The 2,189-nt window shown below is 66.1% G+C and carries 1 protein-coding gene and 2 pseudogenes; all 3 read right to left on the bottom strand.

Features of this window, described 5'->3' with window-relative positions:
* Positions 1 to 112: pseudogene (locus HUW43_RS15805) on the bottom strand (IS481 family transposase); the annotation flags it as partial.
* A 99-nt stretch (positions 113 to 211) separates the two neighbouring features.
* Positions 212 to 1,794 (bottom strand): annotated as a pseudogene (gene tnpC / locus HUW43_RS15570) (IS66 family transposase).
* Between the two features lie 70 nt (positions 1,795 to 1,864).
* A partial coding sequence (gene tnpB / locus HUW43_RS15575; protein ID WP_188238259.1) for an IS66 family insertion sequence element accessory protein TnpB occupies positions 1,865 to 2,189 on the bottom strand: 325 nt, incomplete at its 5' end.

The following is a 2,189-nucleotide window of genomic DNA, read 5'->3' on the forward strand; positions in this document are numbered from 1 at the left end:
TGCCGTTCTGCTCGCAGACACGGCCGAAGATATGGCCGATCCATCCCAGTGGCCCGCCTTGGTCCCGCTGCACGAACTGTACGCCGTTATCTGTCAGGATGGTGTGGATCCTGGTAAGTGATAATTTTCCCCCACGCGGGGCGGACGGGCGCGGGCTTCGATTAGAAGCTGGCGCCTAATTTCGTTGTATCTAATTTCGATCGTGCTTTGCTCAGGCGGCGTTGGCGGTGGCACTCGTTTCGAACGTCATTTCGGCGGCCTTTGTATCGACCCAGTTCCCAGGTAGCAGGTCATCGATGGGCTCGCCGTCGCCGCGGGTGACGATGCGGGCAAGGACGTCGGCCAGGTAGGCGGCGGGGTTGATCGCACCCAGCTTGCAGGTCTCGATCAGCGACGCGATCGCCGCCCAGTTCTCGGCGCCCAGTTCGTGGCCCGCGAACAACGCATTTTTCCGTTGGAGTGCGATCGGCCGCATCGACCGCTCCACCGGGTTGTTGTCGATGTCGATCCGGCCATCGTCGAGGAACCGGACGAGCCCGGCCCAGTGGCTCAGTGCATAGTTGATCGCCTTGAGGGTCGGCGAGCCGCTGAACATGCGCCGGCGCTTGGCGTCGAGCCAGTCATGCAGCTCGTCGACGATCGGGCTGGACCGCGCCTAGCGGACGGCAAGGCGCTCCTCGGGCGTGCGACCGTGGATCTCGCGCTCGATGTTGTAGAGCAGCCCGATCCGGTGCAGCGCTTCGGTGGCGATCGGCGCGCCATCGCCCTTGCCGCCGGCGTCGAAGAAGCCGCGGCGAACATGCGCCCAGCAATAGGCCAGCACCGAGGGTCCGCCGGGACGTCCCGCCTTGCCGAACTGGCCATAGGCTTCATAGCCATCGACCTGCAGGATGCCGTGATACTCGCCGAGGAGCTTCGCCGCCCACATGCCGCCCCGGCCCGGCATGTAGCTGTAAACGATCGCGGGTGGATCGACCCCGCCATGCGGGCGGTCGTCGCGGACCATCGCCCACAGGTAGCCCGTCTTCGTCTTGCCGCTGCTCGGCGCCAGCACCATCGCGGTGGTCTCGTCGACGAACAGGCGATCGCTCTTCAGAAGCTCCGCCTTCTGCCGGTCGACGATCGGCTTCAGATAGCCCGCCGCGCGGCCGACCCAGCCCGCGAGCGTCGCGCGATCGATCGTCACGCCCTGGCGCGCCAACATCTGCGCCTGCCGGTAGAGCGGAAGGTGATCAGCGTATTTCTTGACGAGGATATCGGCGAGCAGCGCTTCCCTCGGCAGGCCGCCCGGCACCACATGCGCGGGAGCCTTCGCCTGCGCGACGCTATCGCCGCACGATCGGCACACCATCCTCGGCCGCACCGTCACGATGACGCGATATTGGGCGGGGATGATGTCGAGTCGTTCGGACCGATCCTCGCCGATCCGGTGCAGCGCACCGCCGCAGCCCGCGCAGCAGCCGGCCTCCGGCGCGATCTCGATCTCGTGACGCGGAAGATGCGCCGGCAGCGAGGCGCGGGTTCGTCCGCCGCACGCTTGCGCCGCGGCGGCGCGATGCCGGTGGCTTCCTCGCCCTGTTCGACCAGCAGTTCGGCTTCGGCCATCGATACGTCGCGATCTTCGAGCGCCAGCGCGAGCTGGCCGCTGTCGATCTTCTCCGACCGCTTGCCGAAGTGCATGCGATTGAGGACATCAAGAAGGTGCTGGAGCCGGGCGGAGCGGAGCCGTTCGGCGATGATCATCGCCTTTAGTGCCTCGACGTCGTCGGGCAGCTCTTCCACCCCCTCGCTCATGGTGCGGATGGATACATTATTTCGCGGTTTTCTGCCCGTTTTGTGCGGCAAGACGAGTCATTTTCACGGCCTATAACGCCATCACCGGACGCGCCACACGCGGGGCATGAACACGCGCCCAGTCGAGCCCTTCGATCAGCGCCGAAGCCTGCGCCGCGGTAAGGCTCATCACCCCGTCGCCGAAGCGCGGCCAGCGGAACGTGCCCGTCTCGAGCCGCTTCGTCACCAGCACCAGGCCGGTCCCGTCCCATAGCAGCAGCTTGATCCGATCGGCGCGCTTGCGGCGGAACACGAACATGATTCCGGAGAAGGGGTCGCGGTTCAGCTCGTGCTGCACGAGCGACGCCACCCACTTCTGGTTCGGCCTGTCTGCCGTGAACTGGCGATCGAGCACG

Origin of the sequence: Sphingopyxis sp. LK2115 (assembly GCF_014595975.1) — a bacterium.
Classification (GTDB): Bacteria; Pseudomonadota; Alphaproteobacteria; order Sphingomonadales; family Sphingomonadaceae; genus Sphingopyxis.